Origin of the sequence: Pseudomonas sp. B2021 (genome assembly GCF_018135665.1) — a bacterium.
Lineage (GTDB): Bacteria > Pseudomonadota > Gammaproteobacteria > Pseudomonadales > Pseudomonadaceae > Aquipseudomonas > Aquipseudomonas lactis.
This window is the reverse complement of sequence record NZ_SMOF01000001.1, coordinates 4844471-4863978: the sequence shown is the minus strand read 5'-3', so window position 1 is coordinate 4863978 and position 19508 is coordinate 4844471. Positions and strand designations below refer to the sequence as shown.

Genomic DNA, 19508 nt, shown 5'->3' with positions numbered 1-19508 from the left:
CGTCATGCGAACGTGCCGTCGTGCTCTAACTGTATTGGCTCTCAGCTTCGCACCGCTTGCGGTGTGGGCTGCGGTTCCTGTAACGGATAGCAACTCAGGCTATAACAATAGCGGGAGCAGTTATCCGCCAGCAGGTTATGGCACGAACGGCGCCTATGCGGGGGGAGCGGCTACGTCCGCTCCCTCGGCACAGGGCGAACTGTTCAACCAGCTGCAACGCATGCAGGATCAATTGGCCCAGCAACAAGGCGCCATTGAAGTTCTGCAAAATCAAGTGAACCAGCTGAAGCAAGAAGGCTTGGAGCGATACCAGGATCTTGATCGTCGTATTGGAGCCGGTGTTGCACCTGCCGCTACTCCTGATAATTCTTCTGCCGGTGGCGCACCCAGTGCCGCTGCCGGTGGCGCCGCAGCGGGGGCCGCTGCTGCCGCCCCTGCTGCCAGCAGCGAGCCGGGTGATCCAGCGAAGGAAAAACTGTATTACGATGCAGCCTTCGACCTGATCAAGGCCAAGGACTTCGATAAGGCCAGCCAGGCTTTTACCGCTTTCCTGCGCAAATACCCTAACAGCCAATACGCGGGCAATGCCCAGTACTGGTTGGGTGAGGTCAACCTGGCAAAGGGTGATTTGCAAGCGGCGGGCCAGGCTTTTGCCAAGGTCAGCCAGCTGTACCCCAAGCACGCCAAGGTTCCGGATTCGCTGTACAAACTCGCTGATGTAGAACGCCGCCTGGGTCATACCGACAAGGTCAAAGGCATTCTGCAGCAGGTGGTTGCCCAGTACCCGGGTACCTCCGCGGCGCAGTTGGCCCAGCGGGACCTGCAACGCTTGTAAGCCATGCAGCCGTTTAGAAGAAACCCGCGCTTGTCGCGGGTTTTTTCGTTAGAATCCACGCCCTTTTATGAAACACGCTTCCTGGGGTTGACGCGTTGGCGCAATCCCTTGAAGTGCCTGACGGAGGCGGACAGCCTGTTTAGCTGTTACGCCCGTGGCGACTATGCAAGACACATTACGTATTACCGAAGTCTTTTACTCGTTGCAGGGTGAAACGCGCACTGCTGGCCTGCCCACTGTCTTTGTACGGTTGACCGGCTGCCCATTGCGCTGCCAATACTGTGACAGCGCCTACGCCTTCAGTGGCGGCACCGTGCGCACCCTCGACGACATCCTGGAACAGGTTGCCGGCTACCGGCCGCGCTACGTCTGCGTGACGGGCGGCGAGCCCTTGGCGCAACCCAACGCCATCCCTTTGCTCAAGCAACTGTGCGACGCCGGCTACGAGGTGTCACTGGAAACCAGCGGCGCCCTGGACATCTCTGCGGTCGATTCGCGCGTCAGCCGAGTCGTCGATCTCAAGACCCCGGACTCCAAGGAAGCCCACCGCAACCGCTACGAGAACATCGACTTGCTGACGGCCAACGATCAGGTCAAGTTCGTCATCTGTTCCCGTGACGATTATGACTGGGCCACCTCCAAGCTGATCCAGTATGGCCTGGAGCGGCGGGCGGGCGAGGTGCTGTTCTCACCCAGCCATCACGACCTGAACGCCCGGGAGCTGGCGGACTGGGTAGTGGCGGACAACCTGCCGGTGCGCCTGCAATTGCAGCTGCACAAGTACCTGTGGAACGACGAGCCAGGGCGCTGATCAGGCGGCTGCGATAGGCGTTCTACCCACCGAATTACCGTTCAAATGCGTTTTTTCTGATTTATTTAAAATAAGGTGTTGAATAATCCTTAGAAATCAGTATTATACGCGCCACCACACAGCGGGTCGTTAGCTCAGTTGGTAGAGCAGTTGGCTTTTAACCAATTGGTCGTAGGTTCGAATCCCACACGACCCACCATTTTTGGCGGTTTAGAAAATCCGGAAGGCCCACGCAAGTGAGGATTTCCGGGTTTTTTTTTGCCTGTTATTTGGCAAGTCCGAGTCGACGCTGAGTCAGCCCTTGCTCAGATTCCGTTGCAGTCCAAAATATTCCTTAACTCATAAGCGGGCCGGTACTGACCGAATAGTTCGGTCGTTCGTGTGGGTGCTCAATGCCTCGCTTCCCACAGCGTGATGGCCTTAACCCTGCCGGGTGAGGACCTGATTCGCGAGCGGCAAAACCGCCTGTTGGAAGATCAGCAGCGCCGCTTGCCCGGCAAGGGGCTGGGCCGTGTGCGCAAGAGCGAGTCGCTGCGTACCTGGATGCAATTGTTGTTGATCGTTGCCCTACCTTTCCGCCAGGACACCCACGAGGTGGTGCAAGCTCTGACCCGCAGCACGTTGGATGAGGCGGTGCAGCGGCGCTTGTTGTAGTCGTTCGTTTTATATCTGTAATCGCCATGGGTTTATGGCGATGTCTTCTGTCGTACATGGAGTTTTCAAATGAAGCAAAAACCGTTCAAGCAAAAACTGTTGGCCGTGGTGGTCGGTGCAATCAGCAGCCAGGCATTGGCCGTTGAAGTGGATCTGAGTCAAGGCAAAACCTCGTGGAAGGGTGAGACGTTTAACGAATCTCTGACCTTCACCGGGAGGCTGACTGAAGCGACCAATCAAACGCCCACCCCCGACTCTGGCACTACTGCGTTGATGGGTGTCAGTGTTTCCAATACCAGTATTCAAGGTTCGCTGATCAATCGTGCTGATATTGTGATGACCTCTGACGGACGTTCCATTCGGGCGTTTGCCGTGGACCCATTCGGTTTTGCAAACGACGGCTCAACCCCTAGTACGATTACGGGCGATCTGATTCAGGCCGGTAACATCACCATGAACAATGGCGGTTACGAAGGTTTTGAGATTGGTGATGCCGTGATTGGTGGCAGCGTAATCAACTCCGGCACCATTAAAACAACTCCCGTTGTATCGGGCACTTCTGCTTTTGGTGGCACGGTTGGCGGCGAGGGTATGTTCCTGCATAACACGCAAGTGGCAGGCGACGTTGCTAACACGGGCGTGATCGAGGTGGTCGGCGATGAAGTAGTGGCGCTGGCAGTGGATGGCCCGAGTGATTTCCCGATCAATATCGGCGGCAAAATCATCAACTCCGGGACTATCACTGCAACGGGCCAGCGCGCCTGGGGCATAGAAGTTGAAACCACCACGAGTCCACTGCGTATCGAAAACAGTGGCCTGCTGTCTGTGAACGGCGCAGATGCTTCCGGTATTGTTTTTTATGCAGGTACCGTCGACTCCATCCTCAACACCGGCACCCTCGAAGCCAAAGGTACAAACGCCAAAGCGATCGATCTCCTGGGCGCCACCTTCACCCAAAACAGCCCCACCGGCTCCCGCGGCATCATCAACCGCGGCACGATCATCGCCGATGGCACGGCCATCTCTGTCGACGCAGCTGAGCAAACCTCCACCTTCGAAATCAACCAACAAGCCGGTGAAATCCGCAGCAATTCCGGAATCGCTATCGACGCAGCCAACCGCGCCACCCTCAACTGGACCGGCGGCAAAATCGTCGGCGACGTGCTCAACGTCAGCGCGGTGAACATCGCCGGCCAGGCTGACTTTTCCGGCAGCCGCATCATCGCGCCGGTGTCGATCAACTCGGGCTCTCTGAACCTGTCGGCCCCGGGCACGGTGCTCACCGGTGACCTCAACGTCGCCAGCGGTGCAGGCATTGATATGCGCCTGGCCAACAGCGTAGTGCCGACCACGCCATACCTGACGGTCAACGGTGCGGCGAATTTCGCCCAGGCATCGAAAGTGACCTTGAGCGCCAACCCAGGCGATTTCACCCCCGTGCCGAGCGGCACCGAATACACCTTGCTGCAAGCCAGCAGTGTGCAGAACAACGGCCTGTCGGTTGCCAGCACTTCGTCGTTGCTGGACGTGCTCAGTTATTCGGCCGATGCGCAGACGGTCAAGGCCGTGGTGGGGTTGAAGAGCAATCAGCAAGTGCAAGAGGAACTGACCGGCGCGGGCGCCACTGAGCCGGTTGTCACGGTGGTCAACGAAGCAAAAAATGACGTGCTCGGGCAGTTGGCAACGGATGATCCGGTGTTCCAGGCCCTGGCCAACGCGGGCACGGCGCAGCAGTTGGCGCAGGTGGGCGAGCAACTCAAGCCGGACGTCAACCGTGGTGCGCTGGACGTGGCCTTGTCGGGCCAGACGGTGATCAATGGCGCGATCCTCAATCGCCTCTCGGGCCAGCGTGATAATCGCGAAGCCGTGGGTGTGTGGTTGCAAGGCTTGAGCAGCAACATGGATCAGGATGGACGCAGCGGCGACAACGGTTATTCGGCCAACAGCAGCGGCATGGCGGTGGGTGTGGATGGTCGGTTGAACGACAGCACCACGGTGGGTGTGGCTTACAGCTACCTCAACTCCAACATCCATTCGGACCTGGGCACCAAGACCGACGTGCAGGGCCATGCGCTGTCGTTGTACGGCAACTGGTCGCTGCAGAACTGGTTCGTCGACGGCAGCCTGAGCTACGGCCATAACGACAATGACAGCAAGCGTCGTGTAGCGGGCACAACCGCCAAGGGCAGCTACGACAGCAATGTGTTGTCGGCCAGCGTACAGGGCGGCTACAGCTTCAAGCTGTCGGATGCTGCCGTGATTGAACCGCGAGTGGCGGCACGTTATTCCAACGTGCGCATGGACAGCTTCACCGAGAAGGGCTCCTCAGCGGCGCTGAGTACCGGCTCGCAACGCTATGAAGTGGGCGAGTTGGGCGCGGGTGTGCGCTTGGCCGGCAACTTCCCGTTGGCCACTGGCAGCCTGCAACCGGAAGCCACATTGATGGCCTACCACGACCTGATGGGTGACCGCGTGGCGCAAACCTCCAGCTTTGTGCTGGGCGGTTCGGCGTTTACCGTCACGGGCGCTTCGGTCGCACGTGACAGTTACGAAGCCAGCCTGGGCCTGAATTATCAGGTGTCGGCGCTGACCGTGGGCGCCAGCTATACCCGCCAGGCGCGTAGCGGGTTTGATGCTGATGGGGTGATGGTCAAGGCGCGTTACGCGTTTTAGGGTTAAGCCCGAACAGGGGCTCTTTGCGAGCCCCTGTTATCCCCAAAAGCAATAATCTTTTTTTCTTGAAATCTACTCGCCGATATTTTGGTTTTTTTAATTTTTACTCGACGTTTTTTCACAGTCCCCACCCTAATACGCAATTCCCCGCCCCCTTTCTTTGTTTAGTATTGGATCCAGTGGCCACTGAGGCTCAATGGGTCACTCTGTTCAAAAAAGGAGACGCGACATGATGCCCAAGGATCCTTCCAACAGTGGCCGGCCTGACCTGCTCGCGGCTTGCTGAAATGAACGCGCATACCTCTTTGGCAGCCCTCGCCGGTAACTACGTGCACGGCGACATAGTGGCTGCTCATCGACATGACGAGGGCCAACTGGTCTATGCCATCAACGGTGTAATGCTGGTGTCGGTGCAGCAGGCAACCTGGGTGCTGCCTTCCGGGCACGCCCTATGGGTGCCCCCGGCGATGGAGCATCAGATCCGCATGACCGGCGAGGTGCGTATGCGCACTTTGCTGATCTCGCCGGGGGCGCACGGTCGGTTGGCGCAGGCGTGCGAGGTCATCAGGGTTTCACCCTTGCTGCGCGAGCTGATTGTGGCTGCGGGCGATGAGCCTGACAGCCAGCCGGCGTCGTTGCGTCATGTGCAGATTGTCGAGCTGATTTTCTCGGAGCTTGACCGCGCGCAGCGGGTACTGGCGCATGTGCCGATCCCGCATGAGCCGAGGCTCAAATCACTGTGTGCCGACTTTATCGACAACCCTTCCCAGGAATCGAAACTGGAGTGTTGGGCGGTGCAGCTCAATATGAGTTCACGCACCCTCGCTCGGCTGTTCCAGAAAGAACTGGGCATGAGTTACGGCGAATGGCGCAAGCGCACGCGGTTGCTGCTCAGCATGCAGCGGCTGGCCAGTGGCGCCTCCATTTTGGAGGTGGCTTTGGAGCACGGTTACCAAAGCCCTAGTGCATTTACCGCGATGTTCAAGCGCACCCTGGGTTACACCCCGAGTCACTGCCGCCTGGTCTGAATCACAGCGGTAGCCGTGACTGGCACTTTGGCGAGGGGCGACGAAGGTCCAATGTGGGAGCTGGCTTGCCTGCGAAAGCTTTAGTGCAGCAACAGATGCACCGACTGACACACCGCCTTCGCGGGCAAGCCCGCTCCCACATTTCTGAACGAGTTCGACGCGCGATTCAGAAGCGTCGTCCCACCTTGTCCCAATCGAAACGATGGTTGTCCAGAACTCGGGAGATGCGCACCCCGTTGCGCTTTTACCCTGCGTCTCTACTTGGCCTTCTGGATTTCTTTGATGGGTTCGCCTTCTTTTTTCCCACGACATGGCCGTCTCTCGCTGCTCGGTGTGGCAGTGGCGTTGTTGGCGGGTTGTTCATCCTGGGTCGCACATAAGCCGGCACAGCCACATCCTGAACGCATCAATGCCTTGAGCCATCTGCCGCAGGGTGTGTCCGCCCAGGCATTGCCCGAGCGTTGGTGGCAGTTGTACAACGATCCGCAACTCGATGCGCTGGTGCAACAGGCGCTGCTGCACAACCGCGACCTGGCGGCGGCCCAGGCCCATGTGCAGGCGATGCTGGCGGGGATCATGCAGGCCGATGCCGAGCGCTGGCCGTCCACCCAGGCGTCACTGGGTGCCGCTTACGGCAAGACGGCCGATGACCAGACGCTGGCCAAGGCCACCGATAGCCACGCGCCGTCAGAGTGGGCATTCAACCCAGGCTTCGAGCTGGCTTATCAAGTGGATGTCTGGGGCCAGGTCCAGCGCACGATCGAACGAGCCCAGGTGCAAGCCGCGGCGGCGCAAGCTGCCGAAGACTTGCTGCGCATCACGGTCGTGGCGCAAACCACCCGCGCTTATGTAAATGCCTGCGCTTTGGGCGCGCGTGCCAAGGTCCAGCGCCATTCGTTGGACGTGGTCGGGCGCAGCCTGGCGTTGATTGATCGCCAGCGCCAGGCCGGTGTGGTGACAGACCTTGAATACAGCCGCATGCAAGCCCTGCAAGGCGAAACCCAGGCGTTGCTGCCGATGCTGCAGGCGCGCCGACAAGCCGCGCTCTACGAATTGGCCATGCTGACCGGCGTCGCTGATCTTGAAGAAGGCTCTGGCGCCGCAACGTGTGAAGTGGTGCCCCGACTCAATGCCGAGTTGCCGGTGGGCGATGGCTGGCAATTATTGGCGCGCCGCCCCGATATCCGGCAGGCCGAGCGCGCGTTGCAGGCGGCCACGCTGCAAGTGGATATCGTCCAGGCCGACCTGTACCCCAAGGTCACCTTCGGCGCTTCAGTGTCTTCCTCAGCCAACAAATTCCATGAGCTGGGCGATAGCAGTGCGGTGATGTTCGGCATCGGCCCACTGATCACCTGGCAGTTCCCTAATTGGCAGGCCAACCGCGCACGGGTCAACCAGGCGCAAGCGCTTGAGCGGGTAGAGGTGGCGCAATTCGAGGCCAGCGTGCTCAAGGCCCTCAAGGAGGTGCGCCAGGCCCTGGCGTTGTACGACGGCGAACGCCAGCGCCACGCGGCCCTGAGCCAGGCGCTGGAGAGCAGCCGCCAGGCCTACACCTTGGCCCAATTCAACTACGACGCAGGTTCTATCGACTTTCTCGACGTGCTGGACAGTGAGCGTGAGCTGATCCGTTTGCAGGCCACGCGGGCCGACGCCGATGGTCAATTGCTGCAACGCCAGATCAGCCTGTTCCGTGCCCTTGGCGGTGGTTGGCAGTCATCAGCGCCCACCCACGCTTACACCACTCTTTCCGGTACCCAGCCATGAATATCGCCGTTGATGAAACAACTGCTGCCCAGGATGAACAGGCGCCTACTCGCAACCCACGCCGCAAAAGGCATCTGCTCCTGCTGGGCGTCGCCGCGTTGTTGATCGCGGCGGTGGTGTTCGGCCTGTACTGGATGACGGTCGGCCACTACCTGGAGCAGACCGATGATGCCTATGTGCGGGCTGACTGGATTCCCATCAGCCCGAAGGTCTCAGGCTATGTGGCCGAGGTCATGGTAGAGGATGATCAGCCGGTCAAGGCAGGGGACGTGCTGGTGCGCATCGAGGCCCGTGACTACCAGGCCCGCTTGGCACAGGCCCGCGCACAACTGGCCGAAAGCCAAGCCTCGGTGGCGGCGCAAGAGGCCAACCTGCACGTCACCGACAGCCTGATCGCCCAGCAAAAGGCCGGCGTTGCCCAGGCCGAGGCTCACGCCCGCAGCGTGGCCGCCGAATTGCGCCGTGCGAGCTTGGACCAGCGCCGCTACGAAGGTTTGGTGCGCGATCACGCCGCCAGCACCCAGCGACTGGAAACGGCCGCCGCCAGTTACACCCAGGCCAATGCTGCGGTGGAGATTGCCAAGGCCATGCAACTTCAGCAGGAAACCCGCTTGACCGTGGCCGTCACCCGCCGTCAATTGGCCCAGGCCTCGCTCCAGCAGCAGATAGCCCGGCGCAGCCAGGCCGAGGCGCGGTTGAACCTGGCGACGCATGCGTTGGAGGACACCTTGATCCGCTCGCCCATCGACGGCGTAGTGGGGCAGCGCAAAGTGCGAACCCACCAATACGTCGCCCCAGGGTTGCCGCTGCTGGCGGTGGTGCCTGTGCAGCAGGCTTACGTCGTGGCCAACTACAAAGAAACCCAATTGCGCGATATGCGTGCCGGCCAACCGGTGGATATCAGCGTCGACAGTTATTCGGGGCGCAAGCTCAAAGGCCATGTGGTGAGCTTCTCGCCAGGCTCCGGGGCGGTGTTCGCACTGTTGCCGTCGGATAACGCCACCGGCAATTTCACCAAGATCGTGCAACGCTTTCCCGTGAAGATCGTCATTGATGAGCATGACGAAGGCGGGCCAATCCTTCCGGGCATGTCGGTCATCACCACGGTGAACACCCGCCCGGCTGAGCAGGGCGCTGCACATGACTGAATCGGCTGAAAAGAGCGTCTCCTTTCGCGCCTGGGTGGCGGTGATCGGTGGGCTGTTCGGCTGTTTCATGGCCGGCATGAACGTGCACGTGACCAGCGCCGCGCTGCCGGAGATCGAAGGCTCCCTGGGGGCGACGTTCGAAGAAGGCTCGTGGATTTCCACCGCCTACCTGGTCGCGGAAATCGTGATGATCCCGCTGACCGCCTGGTTGGTGCAGGTGTTCTCTCTGCGGCGTGTGATGCTCGTGGGCTCGTTTGTGTTTCTGGTGGCGTCCATAGCCTGCTCATGGGCGCCTAACCTGGAAGTGATGATCATCATTCGGGTGATCCAGGGCGCTGCCGGGGCAGTGCTGATTCCTTTGTCATTCCAACTGATCATCACTGAACTGCCGCCCAGCAAGATCGCGATGGGCATGGCCTTGTTCGCGCTCTCCAACAGCGTCGCCCAGGCCGCCGGGCCGTCCATTGGCGGCTGGCTGACCGATGCCTATTCCTGGCGCTGGATCTTTTACCTGCAACTGGCCCCTGGCATTCTCTTGCTGTTGGCGGTGGCATGGTCGATCGATGCCAAACCCATGCAGTTGAGCCTGCTCAAGCGCGGCGACTGGGGCGGGATCATCGCCATGATCGTCGGCCTGGGTGGCTTGCAGATCGTGCTGGAAGAAGGCGGCCGCAAGGACTGGTTCGGCTCCGTTTTCATTGTGTGGATGTCGCTGATCGCCGGCGTTGCCCTGGTGTACTTCGTGCTGTCGCAGTTGTATGGCAGCCGCGCCTTCATCAACCTGCGCCTGCTCAAGAGCTACAACTTCGGCGTGGCCAGCGCAGCGATGTTCATCTTCGGCGGGGCCACTTTCGGCCTGGTGTTCCTGGTGCCCAATTACCTGTCCCAGTTGCAGGGCTACAACGCCCGGGAGATTGGCATCAGCCTGATCGCCTACGGCATGGTGCAACTGGTACTGGCGCCGTTCATGCCGCGCCTGATGAAGTGGCTCAACCCGAAACTGATGGTTGCCAGTGGCTTTTTCATCATGGCCCTGGGGTGCTACCTCGGTGCGCACCTGGACGTGGACAGCGCCGCCAACGTGATTATTCCGTCCACCGTGGTGCGGGGCATCGGGCAGCCGCTGATCATGGTGGCGCTTTCCGTACTGGCGGTGTCTGGCCTGGCCAAGGATGAAGCCGGCTCGGCCTCGGCCTTGTTCTCCATGCTGCGTAATCTGGGTGGTGCCGTGGGCACGGCGGGCCTGACGCAGATCGTGGCCATGCGCGAGCGCTTTCACTCTGAGCGGGTAGGGGAGTCGATTACGCTGTTTTCCCCGGCCTTTCAGGAGCGCCTGCGCGCCAGCCTGGCTGACAGCGAGGCCTTCATCTTCAACCCGCTGTTACCCACTCAACAGCAGGTGATCGAGGGCTTGATCCACACCGTGCGGCGCGAGGCGTACCTGATGGCCTACAGCGATGCGTTCTACGTGGCCTGTATCGCGTTGATCGTGTGTGGTGTAGCGGCCTTGGCGTTACGGCAGTCAGCCAAAAACGCATAACCACGCCAAGCAGGTGTTGAATGTGTACAGCTCACTGCGTTGGGTAGGAGCCCACTATCGGCCTCCCGGAAAAGAGGAGCTCTCTTATGCAACAACCCGATACCCTGGTCCGTAACCCGGTGGGTAACCCTGTCGTCGCCAGTGTCAGCGTGAACGGCGATGCTCGCAGTGTGTGGAATGTGGTCGGCGATTTCGCCGGTTTCGCGAAGTTTATTCCGGCGTTGTCCCATATCGAAATGACCGGCGAGGGCGTGCGTTCGGTCCGCAAGAAGTTGTTCAAGGACGGCAATGTGGTGATGGAGCAACTCAACAGCCATGACGACCACGCCATGACCATGACCTGGTCACTGATTTACACCTCACTGAACATTGGTAACCTGTGGGCGCTGATGGAAGTTGTGCCACAAGGCCCGACCCAGAGCCTGGCGACCTGGACCATCATTGGCCAGCCGTACACGGGCGGCCAGGAAGACGTACCGGCGTTTGAAGCCTTCCTGCAAGGCTTTGCCGATGACGCGATGAAGAACGTACAGGCACTCTTCAACTGATGTGTAGGAGCGAGCTTGCTCGCGAAAAACCTGAGGACGCCGCGTACTCCAAGCATGCCAGCGTCATCGTTGACGTTCTTCGCGAGCAAGCTCGCTCCTACAGTGGGGTGGGCATTACCCTTTAGTTGGTGGCCTGATCAATCCCCGCCTGCAAGGCCTGGCTTTCACTGTGCCCACCCGCGCGCAGCGGGCCCAGGTTGAAGGCTTGATCCTTGCGCGTGGCGTCGTCGTGTTTCTGGGTCAGTTCGTCCTTGGCACCCAGGGCCAGGTTGACCGGTGACTTCGAAACGTTCAGCCCGACATCGGCACGGTAGTCGCTGCCGGCCAGGGTGGTTGCGGTCACCTTGGAGCCACCCAGCTCGACCTTGCCATTGGGCGCACTGATCCGCGCGCCCGTGAGCTGCGTATCACCCTTGACCTGCAGGTTGACGCCCTGGCTTGCGCGAATGCCTGACGCCTGAGTGACGCTGTCCTTGGCCACATGGCTGACATCCAGATACAGGGTCGGGGTGTAGCTGGTATTGCCGCTCTTGTCACCGAACAACACGCTTTCAGCGGTATTGGCCACCTTGCTGCCAGTGGTGTCTTTGCCACTGACGGTGTAGCTGTCGCTGGTTTTTGACCAGACCTTATCCTTGAAGCCAGACAGGCGCGTGCCCAGGGCGTCGGTCTTGTCTGCCAGGTAAGCCTTGGCCTTGTCCACGCGGGTGCCGAAGGCGCCACGGGGTTGCGGGTTCACGTCATAGCTGCCACTGCGGGTGAGTTTTTCGCCCAGGCGTTCCTTCGCGTTAACCACGCCATTGACCACGCTGTCCTTGGCCGACGCCAGGTGCCCGGTGCCCTTGTCGACGACGTTCTCCAGCTTGTCGCGATGCTTGTCGAACGCGCCTTCAGCCTTGGCTTGTACCTTGTCCTTCAGTGGGCCGCTGGCTTTGGCCAGCTTATCCACCACCCCCGGCTGGTTTTTTTCGACATCCAGCCTGGCGTCGACATTTACCTGGGTGCTGTTGACGTGGTCCTTGCGGCTTTCGACGACGAGGTCGCCGCCCACCGTGCCGCTCACCTTGTCGGCGTCGATACGCGCGCCGGCCAGATGGGTATCACCGGCACTGTTGAGGGTGACGTCACCCGCCGTGATCAGGCTGTTGTGCTGGGTGGTGCCTTGCAGGTGATCCACATCGACCGTGGCCCGCGCATTGATGCCGCGCTGGGTCTTGGGTGTCGCATGTTCACCGGCATTGGCCAAGGTGGTTTTACTAACGCTGCCGCCCGCCCCCAGGGTAACGCCCCAGTTGTTATGGGCCTGGGTCGATTGCGCAGACTCTTGCACGATGCCGCCGTTTTGCGCATCCAGGCTAACGCTGGCTGCGCTGATCTGAGTGCCCTGCAAGTGGATGGCATTGGTTGCCTCAGCGCCGCTGGCGAGGCTGACTTTGCCTGTGCTGTGCAACTGCCCGACGACGGCGCTCTGGTCGTTTTCCGCCACTTTGCCGATGTTGAAGTTGGCGCTGAGGCTGCCGGTCTTGCTGCTGCTTTCGGCGCTGCTGGTCTTGCCGGCGCCGAGGGTCAGGCCACCGCCCAGGTTGCTGCCGTTGCTGACGTGGCTGTCGGTGGCGGCTTGCAGGTTTAGCTTGCCGCCGGCATTGAGGCTGATATCGCCAGCCTTCGCGCCCGTGCTGCCGATCTGCGTGCCTTGCAGGGTCATGTCAGCGCCGCTGCTGAGCTGGATGGGGCCGCTGCCTTGAAGGGTCGCGACCTGGGCCTGGCTGTCCTGGGTGTCCAGGCGCTTGTTATCCAACTGCACGCCGGCACCGAGGTTGATGTTGCTGCCATTCGCACCGGGCGCGGTGCCCACCGTCAGTGAGCCGTTGCCGCGCAGCGTGCTGCTGTTTTTGCTCTGGGTGTTGGTGGCCTGGTTGAGCGCCAGCTCACCGCCGGTCTTGAGGTTAACCCCAGCCTGGCCGCCGTCGAACTGGCTGCCTTCATAACGGGCATCGCCCTTGGCCTCGATGCTCACGCCTTGGCTGGCCACATAGCTACCGACCACTGCTGTGCGGGTGGATTCGCGCACATCGCTGCTGCCGCCCAGGCCGCTGCCGCGCACATTCACGTCTTCGCCGGTGGTGGTATAGACCCGCACGCCAGCCTTGGCGTCCACGCCTTGTTCGCTGCTGCTGTGGGTGTTGGCCGCTGCCGTGGCAAGGTGCTCGCCGGCCTTGATGTTCAGCCCGCCGTCGGTGGCGCGGTATTGGGTGCCCTCGTCCTGCAACGTGCCGGCTGCATTGACCTGCACCGTGGCGCCACTGAACTGGCTGACCGCGGCGGTGCTGTCCTGCGTTGTGCCGGTTTTGTTCGTGTGGCCGACTTCCACATCCAGGCCGACATTGGGTTGCTCGAATGCGTCCAGCAAACCGGGTTGATGGAATTTGGCCTGGGCCACACCCTCGACGGCTTTTTCAATCGGGCGGGTAATGCCTTTGTATTCCACATTGGCGCCGACGTCGGCGGTCCAGCCGTTTTCCTTGTGGGTGCTGGTCTCGGTGGAATGGGCGGCCTGGTTGTTAATCTGGCCAGCGTTGACCTGCAGCTCGGCGCCGGCCTTGGCCTGTGCACCCTCGCTGGTGAAGGTGTTGCCAGCGTTGATGGTCAGCTTGCCGGTCGCGGCCACGGCGCTGGTTTGTGCGGTGGTTTTTTCAGCGGTGTCTTGGCTGCTTTGGTGGCTGAACTGCGCGCCACTGCCTGCCCGATCAATGCCGCCGGTGTAGTAGAAACTGCCGCCGGTGGTGGTTTTGTCGACGGCTTCGGTGTGCTTGTCGTGGGCAGCCAACAGCTCGACGTTCTTGCCGCTGACGGTGGCATCGCCTGCGGTTGCCTTGAGGTCCGAACCCTGGATGCTCACATCGCCACCGGCCTTCACCACGACACTGCCGCCCTTGAGGCTGGAACCTTGCTGTTCGGTGGTGTCGGTCTTGCGGGTTTGCTGCTGGTCTTCATAGCTCAACCCCGCACGGTACTGGCGGCTGACACCCTCGGTTTCCTTGGCGTAGCCATCGAAGCCGCGCGTATGGGTGCCGGTGGTGTCGTGAGTGGTGTTCTCGGCGGCAACGACCTTGATATCGCCTTTGGCATCCGCCTGCAGTTCACCGCCAGCCGACACCTGGGAGCCGCTGACGCGGATGTCCTGGGCGCTTTGCAGCTTGAGGTTGCTGTCCGAGCGCAGGTCGCTGGCAACCACGGTGCTGTCCTTGAGGTTCTTGCGGCTTTCATCCTTGGAGATGCCGAAGAACTTGCTGTCGTTGCTGTAGCGGTTGTCGTGGGAGGTGTCCTGCACGCCGTCGATCACCAGCGAACCTTTATCGCTGATGACACTGGCCTGCTTGCCACCACGGGCCTGGCTGCCGCTGATGCGCACGTCGTCGGCCTTGACGATCAGCTTGCCGTCGGCGTTGACCTTGCTAGCGGTGTTCGACGTCTTGCCTTGGTTGCCGTCGCCGTTCTTGCCGAAGAAGCTGCCACCGGTGAGGTCGCCAGAGTAGGCGTTGTCGCGGCTGCTCTGGGTGCGGCTGGCGCTGGTGATTTCCACGTGCCGGGCGGCCAGTTGAATATCGCCGGGGGTTTTCAGCTCGGCGCCTTGCAATTGCAGCTTCTGTTGGCTGGTCAGCTCCAGTGTTTTTCCGGCCTTGAGGCTGCTGGTGATGCTGCGTTGTTCGCTGCTGGATTTATCCCAGTTGGCTTTCCACAGGTGCTTGCGATGGTTGCCCTGGTCGCGGGTTTCATGGGTTTCGGTGGCGGCGTTCACCTGAAGGTCTGCGCCGCTGTTGACGCGCAGAGTTTTGCCCGCTTCCACATGGCTGGCTTTGATCTCGGTGTTGGCGCCGGAAGACAGCGCCGCATCCTGTTGCGCCACGACCTTGTTGCCGTGCTGGCGCGAGTCTTTGTCGGTGGTGGTGCGGTCGTAGGTTTCGTAGGTGAACAGGAAGTTGCTGTTGTTCCACTGCTCACGCTTTTCCTGGAGCTTGCGGCTTTCCAGGCTGCTGAGGGTCAGGTTGCGGCTGGCGTCGAGTTTGACGTTGCGCCCGCTGACGTCGGTGGCGGCCAGGCTCAGGTCCTTGGCACTGTGCAAGTCGATATCGCCCTGGCGGCTGTGCACGCCAGCGCGAGTGGCGTCGAGGCTGTCGGCACGCACCTGGCCGCTGATGTCGAGGTCGCCGGCCGAACTGATCTTCACCCCGTCAGTGCCTTGCACCTGCACGCCGCCTACACGCACACCGGCGCCTTCGGCGGTGCTGATGATGTTGATGCGCCCGGCCTGCATTGCGCCGAACAGGCGCGCGTCGATGCGTTGGTCCTGGGTCTTGCTGGCCGGGTCCACCTGGCGCACTTGCCCGCTGGCGAAGTCGACCTGGTTACGGCCAACGGTGAGGTTCAATTGATCGCGGGCACTGAGGCGCCCGTCACTGTCGATGCGCGGCGCGATCAGGTTGATGGAGCCTTCACGGTTTTGCAGGCCCTGGCCTTGCACTGTCAGTTGGCCGTTGGCATCGCGGGTGCTCAAGGCTTGCAGCTTGCCGTCGTTGAGTTCGGGGCGACCCACCACCAGGTTGGCGTTGGGCGTATTGATGAAGCTGCCGCCATTCACCGAAATGCCGTTAGGGTTGGCCAGCACGTAATCGGCCGCCTGGCCGAAAATCTCCTGAGCACCGTTGAGGGTCGAGGCGTTGCGGCTGATCACTTCGTTGAGGATCACGCTCGCCGCCTGGCCCTGGAACTGCGGGTTGGCCGCCAGTTGCCCGGCGAGTTGGGACTGGCCGGCCTGCAAGGCGTTGTTCAACACCAGACCCTGGCGGTCGACGTTGTAATCCAGAAACTGGTTATGGGACAGGCCGCCCGCATTCGGCGCGACGATGTTGACGATGGGTACACCGCCCTGGTTTTGCAGTTGCGGCGTGCCGCCAGGCCCTTCGACGACGGTCAAGCCTGCGGCGAGCGCGAGCTGCGGCAGCAGGAACAGGCTGGCAATGGCCCAGCGCAGTTTGCCCTGGGGTGAAAGGTGGAAGCTGTGTGGAGTAGTCGGCATAAATAATCTCGCTCTGTGTTGGCTGATCCACGACGCGCGTTGTGCGTTGCAACGCTGCTGGGGTGGTCAGGTACGGCGGTGACTCAGGCTAAAAACGGGTGTGGGCTCATATCTGCACGCTAAGGCGCGTCAGCCAGACCTCCGGCTCCTGGCGAAAACCTGTGGGGGTGTTGAGGTTGCGTTGGTAATCGACGTCGAGCTGCACGTTCTTCCAGCTCAGGTTGAGCCCCGCGTTGGCGCCGCTCAGGCGTTGGCTCTGGGCACCGTGTTCGTGTTTGACCCAGCCGTTGTCCAGGCCCAGGCGCGGGGTGAGTTTCACCGGCAAGTCAGTGTTGAGTGGCAGGCGCAAGGTGTTGCGCCATACCGCGCCAATAGCACCGGAGCTGCTGTTTTCGCGATAGCCGCGCACGGCCGAGTCATCGGTAATCAGCAGTTGTTCGATGGCGGGCAATGCATCCGGGCTGTACTGCACCGACAACTGGCTTTGCCACTGCCATGGCTGCGCTGACCATTGGCCGTTGCGCCATTGGGTGAGGTTGGCGCGGTACTTGTGGAACTGCGCCTTTGGCCGGTTTTTCTGCACCTGGTCGGCATCCCGATCGGCGCCGAACCAGGTCAGGCCCTGGGCGTAGTTGACGTCCAGGTTCCACACCGCGCTGTTGAGCCAGAACAGGTTCAGGCCCGCTTCGGCCACGGTCAGGGTGGGGCTCTGGATGTCCAGGTGTACCTTCTGCAGGTAGCTGTCGACGTCTTTGTAGGCCAGTTGTAGGTTGGCGCTCAGTTGGTGGCCCTGGTCGCGCCACAGCACACGGTCGCTGCGCAGGCTGACCTGATCGGTGCGGCCACTGTTGTAAAACGTGGTGCGGCTGAGCTTGAACGGCGAGCGGTATTCGGCATGGCTGGCGAACAGGCTGTAGGTCCAGTAGCCGTAGGGGATGGAATAGAACAGGCTGTGGCTGCGGCTGTAGCGCGGCCCATGGTTGAGCGTGTCGCTGAAGCTCAGGTTGAGCGAGTCGTTGATTTGCAGGGGGCTGTCCAGGCTCAAGTTGATGGCATTGCGATCACGCCCGGTGCTGGCGCTGCCGAGGTTATCCACGCCCAGGCCCAAGGCCCAGCGCGAGGCACTGCTGCGTGAGCGCAGGATGATGCGCGACGCGCCCGCTGTGCTGCCTGGGGCGATGTCGGCGGTGAGGTCCACCGAGCGCAGGCGGTTGAGCTGGTCCAGGCCCTGTTCCAGGTCTCGCAGGTTCAGTGGTTTGCCGAGCATTCCGGGGAATGCCCCGCCTAATGAAACCGGCAGGCTCTGGTCGGCCAGTTCGATGGCTTCCAGGTAACCTTCTTCAACGTGAATATCCAGCGGTTGCCCGGCGGCGGGCGCACTGATCAGGTAGGGGCGGCTGGCAATATAACCGGCCTCGACATACAGCCGGGTGATCTCGGCCAGCAGGCGGTTGATCTGCGTGACGCCCATGCAAGGCGCCACGTAGGGCTCGATATGTTTATTCAACTGGGCACGGCTGAACAGCGTGACCCCGGCCAGGCGCGTACCGCTCAAGGGCCAGCAGTGTTCATCCTTGGCGATGTCTGTTGGCAAGGCCGGTGTGACCGCTGGTGTACCGAAGCTGCCACGTTGCATCTGGCGTTGGCGCTGCTCCAGTTGTAATTGCTGCAGGTCGCGTTGCTGTTGCTGCTGCAAGCGCAGGGCTTCCTGGCCTGGCTGCGGCGCCTCGGCGCCAGCCACGGGCAGCGCCCACAAGCAGAGCAGGGCGATGCCCAGGTTCCGGGTACAACACAAGTGTCCGGTTGAGAGCAGGTTTGGCACTCGACATCCTTAACGTAGAAATACACACGATCCATACCGTCTGAGCCAGCGTTGAACTCAGCGGTAATTGCCCTACTTGAGTGAGTGGTCGACGGTTTGTTACATCGTTGTAGGATTTATTACACAAGACGTAAGAAAAATCGCGTAATTAAGTGTGTTAATGCACAAAATTAGTGCGTGTCGGAGTGGGAGGGCCTGATATTCCTGATTTTTCGGAGGTGGGAGAGGGGGAGGGGCAGTTTTGATTGTTGTGCGGGCGTCACCTAATCGGCGTGTCACGGCCAGGGATTGAGCCATTGTCGGGTCACCAGATTAGGCTTTTGAATCCATTGGATATTCTGTAGCCTTGCGCAGCTTTAGCTTTACCCGTGCTTGATGAACAAAAACACTTCGTCCGGCGGCGCCCGAAGGGCTCCGGAGCCGGTGGTACACTCGACTTTCGCGCTACTGCGCCTGCAGGTCTTGCGAACATGACGCACATTTCCGAACGCCTACTGGTTCAAGCCCACCTCGACGCCAAGCAGCCCAAGGTGCTCAGCGCTGCCGAAGAGGCGAGCCTGCGAACCGCCATTGCCGCCGAGCTCAAGGCTCAGGACGCAGTGCTGGTTGCCCACTTTTATTGCGACCCGGTGATTCAGGCCCTGGCCGAAGAAACCGGTGGCTGTGTTTCCGACTCCCTGGAGATGGCGCGCTTCGGCGCCGCCCACCCAGCCAAGACCGTACTGGTGGCTGGCGTGCGCTTCATGGGCGAGACCGCCAAGATCCTCACGCCGGAAAAACGCATCCTGATGCCGACCCTGGAAGCCACCTGCTCCCTGGACCTGGGTTGCCCCGTGGATGAGTTTTCTGCGTTCTGCGATCAACACCCCGAGCGCACCGTGGTGGTGTATGCCAACACCTCGGCGGCGGTCAAAGCCCGGGCGGATTGGGTGGTGACTTCCAGCTGCGCGCTGGAAATTGTCGAGAGCCTGATGGACAACGGCGAGACCATTATCTGGGGCCCGGACAAACACCTGGGTACCTACATCCAGCGTCAGACCGGTGCCGACATGCTGCTGTGGGACGGTGCCTGCATCGTCCACGAAGAGTTCAAGTCCAAACAGCTTGAAGACATGAAGGCACTGTACCCGGATGCGGCGATCCTGGTGCACCCGGAGTCACCGACTTCGGTGATCGAACTGGCGGACGCGGTGGGTTCCACCAGCCAACTGATCGCTGCGGCGCAACGCTTGCCGAACAAGACCTTTATCGTGGCGACTGATCGCGGCATCTTCTACAAGATGCAGCAGTTGTGCCCGGACAAAGTCTTCGTCGAAGCGCCCACTGCCGGTAACGGCGCAGCCTGCCGCAGTTGCGCGCACTGCCCCTGGATGGCAATGAATACGCTGGAGCGTACGCTGCAGTGTTTGCGTGAGGGCAGTAATGAGATCTTCGTGGAACCGGCGGTGATTCCGCAGGCGGTACGGCCGCTCAAGCGTATGTTGGACTTTACCCAGGCTGCACGGTTGAAACTGGCCGGCAACGCCTGATCCTCAGGCTGAGCAAAAATCAAAATGTGGGAGCTGGCTTGCCTGCGATAGCGGTCTTGCAGTCAAAACACCTGTGACT

General features: G+C 61.0%; 12 protein-coding genes, 1 tRNA gene and 1 pseudogene. 11 read left to right on the top strand and 3 right to left on the bottom strand.

Annotated features, from left to right (window positions below; genetic code table 11):
• Window positions 1-4 precede the first annotated feature (4 nt).
• The 10 genes from ybgF to E1K68_RS21855 all read left to right on the top strand — a co-directional run bounded on the left by ybgF (window position 5) and on the right by E1K68_RS21855 (window position 11001).
• Window positions 5-835 (top strand): tol-pal system protein YbgF, encoded by an 831-nt coding sequence (gene ybgF, locus E1K68_RS21900; protein ID WP_003193860.1) that lies wholly within the window; start codon window positions 5-7, stop codon window positions 833-835.
• 163 nt (window positions 836-998) lie between these two features.
• Window positions 999-1646, top strand: a complete 648-nt coding sequence (queE, locus tag E1K68_RS21895; protein WP_003193859.1) for a 7-carboxy-7-deazaguanine synthase QueE — start codon at window positions 999-1001, stop codon at window positions 1644-1646.
• A gap of 123 nt (window positions 1647-1769) precedes the next feature.
• Window positions 1770-1845: transfer RNA gene (locus E1K68_RS21890), tRNA-Lys, on the top strand.
• A 182-nt stretch (window positions 1846-2027) separates the two neighbouring features.
• Window positions 2028-2300, top strand: a complete 273-nt coding sequence (locus E1K68_RS21885; RefSeq protein ID WP_212614937.1) for a hypothetical protein — start codon at window positions 2028-2030, stop codon at window positions 2298-2300.
• A gap of 69 nt (window positions 2301-2369) precedes the next feature.
• Entirely contained in the window at window positions 2370-4973 is a 2604-nt protein-coding gene (locus E1K68_RS21880; RefSeq protein ID WP_094774818.1) for an autotransporter outer membrane beta-barrel domain-containing protein, read from the top strand.
• Window positions 4974-5260: 287 nt separating this feature from the next.
• Window positions 5261-6001: a helix-turn-helix transcriptional regulator gene (locus tag E1K68_RS21875; protein ID WP_057710560.1), complete on the top strand. Its 741-nt coding sequence runs from the start codon at window positions 5261-5263 to the stop codon at window positions 5999-6001.
• 282 nt (window positions 6002-6283) lie between these two features.
• On the top strand, window positions 6284-7765 hold the full coding sequence (locus E1K68_RS21870; RefSeq protein WP_212614652.1) for a TolC family protein: 1482 nt from the start codon (window positions 6284-6286) through the stop codon (window positions 7763-7765).
• Window positions 7762-8913, top strand: coding sequence for an HlyD family secretion protein (locus E1K68_RS21865; protein WP_212614651.1), 1152 nt, complete (start codon window positions 7762-7764; stop codon window positions 8911-8913). The genes E1K68_RS21870 and E1K68_RS21865 overlap by 4 nt, the downstream gene beginning before the upstream one ends.
• Window positions 8906-10453: an MDR family MFS transporter gene (locus E1K68_RS21860; RefSeq protein WP_120248607.1), complete on the top strand. Its 1548-nt coding sequence runs from the start codon at window positions 8906-8908 to the stop codon at window positions 10451-10453. Before E1K68_RS21865 ends, E1K68_RS21860 begins: the two co-directional genes overlap by 8 nt.
• Before the next feature lie 86 nt (window positions 10454-10539).
• Entirely contained in the window at window positions 10540-11001 is a 462-nt protein-coding gene (locus tag E1K68_RS21855) for an SRPBCC family protein (RefSeq protein ID WP_212614650.1), read from the top strand.
• Window positions 11002-11003: 2 nt separating this feature from the next.
• On the opposite strand, the pseudogene E1K68_RS27930 reads toward E1K68_RS21855, so the two are convergent.
• From E1K68_RS27930 to E1K68_RS21845, 3 genes and pseudogenes are all read right to left on the bottom strand, one after another.
• A pseudogene (locus tag E1K68_RS27930) lies at window positions 11004-11090 on the bottom strand (outer membrane lipoprotein carrier protein LolA); the annotation flags it as partial.
• Between the two features lie 32 nt (window positions 11091-11122).
• Window positions 11123-16078, bottom strand: coding sequence for a hemagglutinin repeat-containing protein (locus tag E1K68_RS21850; protein ID WP_212614649.1), 4956 nt, complete (start codon window positions 16076-16078; stop codon window positions 11123-11125).
• A 106-nt stretch (window positions 16079-16184) separates the two neighbouring features.
• Entirely contained in the window at window positions 16185-17855 is a 1671-nt protein-coding gene (locus tag E1K68_RS21845; RefSeq protein ID WP_244858925.1) for a ShlB/FhaC/HecB family hemolysin secretion/activation protein, read from the bottom strand.
• Between the two features lie 515 nt (window positions 17856-18370).
• On the opposite strand from E1K68_RS21845, the gene nadA reads away from it, so the two are divergent.
• On the top strand, window positions 18371-19429 hold the full coding sequence (gene nadA, locus E1K68_RS21840; RefSeq protein WP_003193840.1) for a quinolinate synthase NadA: 1059 nt from the start codon (window positions 18371-18373) through the stop codon (window positions 19427-19429).
• The last annotated feature ends 79 nt before the right edge of the window (window positions 19430-19508 follow it).

Coding starts and splice junctions, on each gene's coding strand:
- ybgF (WP_003193860.1), top strand. CDS start 5: ATGCGAACGTGCCGTCGTGCTCTAACTGTATTGGCTCTCAGCTTCGCA.
- queE (WP_003193859.1), top strand. CDS start 999: ATGCAAGACACATTACGTATTACCGAAGTCTTTTACTCGTTGCAGGGT.
- E1K68_RS21880 (WP_094774818.1), top strand. CDS start 2,370: ATGAAGCAAAAACCGTTCAAGCAAAAACTGTTGGCCGTGGTGGTCGGT.
- E1K68_RS21875 (WP_057710560.1), top strand. CDS start 5,261: ATGAACGCGCATACCTCTTTGGCAGCCCTCGCCGGTAACTACGTGCAC.
- E1K68_RS21870 (WP_212614652.1), top strand. CDS start 6,284: ATGGGTTCGCCTTCTTTTTTCCCACGACATGGCCGTCTCTCGCTGCTC.
- E1K68_RS21865 (WP_212614651.1), top strand. CDS start 7,762: ATGAATATCGCCGTTGATGAAACAACTGCTGCCCAGGATGAACAGGCG.
- E1K68_RS21860 (WP_120248607.1), top strand. CDS start 8,906: ATGACTGAATCGGCTGAAAAGAGCGTCTCCTTTCGCGCCTGGGTGGCG.
- E1K68_RS21855 (WP_212614650.1), top strand. CDS start 10,540: ATGCAACAACCCGATACCCTGGTCCGTAACCCGGTGGGTAACCCTGTC.
- E1K68_RS21850 (WP_212614649.1), bottom strand. CDS start 16,078: ATGCCGACTACTCCACACAGCTTCCACCTTTCACCCCAGGGCAAACTG.
- nadA (WP_003193840.1), top strand. CDS start 18,371: ATGACGCACATTTCCGAACGCCTACTGGTTCAAGCCCACCTCGACGCC.